1 protein-coding gene is annotated in these 560 nt (G+C 58.9%); it reads left to right on the forward strand.

From position 1 onward, the window contains the following. Nucleotides 1-560: hypothetical protein (locus LBV24_RS15065; RefSeq protein ID WP_224479486.1), on the forward strand; the 560-nt coding region annotated here is incomplete at both ends.

A 560-nucleotide genomic window follows, 5' to 3' on the forward strand; every position in this document is an offset into this window, starting at 1 on the left:
TGGACGGGAACCCGGCCAACGACAGCGTACAGTTCGACCTTTCGACCCAGGACGGCCAGGTTCTGGACGGCCAGGACCCGACGGGCTATATGGTTGCGTACTTTGCCACCGAGGCGGATGCGAACCTTAACGTCAGCCCGCTTCCTACGCTCTACGAGAACATAGCGAACCCTCAGACGATCTATGCGAGGGTGGACAACAATACGCTGGTAGTGGTACCGATCAACCTCGACCTTGGGGCTCTGACAACCGGCCTTGACCTTGACGGTGACGGAACGGATGATACCTACGACACGGACGGCGACGGCATTTTTGACCTTGTCGATATAGACGGCGACGGCCTATCGGATGCAACGGACACGGACGGCGACGGCCTCATAGACTTTGTGGATACGGACGGTGACGGCAACGGCGATCCCGTTGACCTTGACGGTGACGGCAGCTTTGACAACCAGCAGGACGGCTCGATCTGTTTTGCGGTAGCGCAGCTGACGCTCCAGGTGAACCCCTTGCCGGCCTTCGACCTTGAGGAGAGCTATGTCCTTTGCGTGAACACGAAC

The sequence above is a fragment of the Winogradskyella vincentii genome (genome assembly GCF_020166345.1).
GTDB classification, from domain to species: Bacteria; Bacteroidota; Bacteroidia; order Flavobacteriales; family Flavobacteriaceae; genus Winogradskyella; species Winogradskyella vincentii.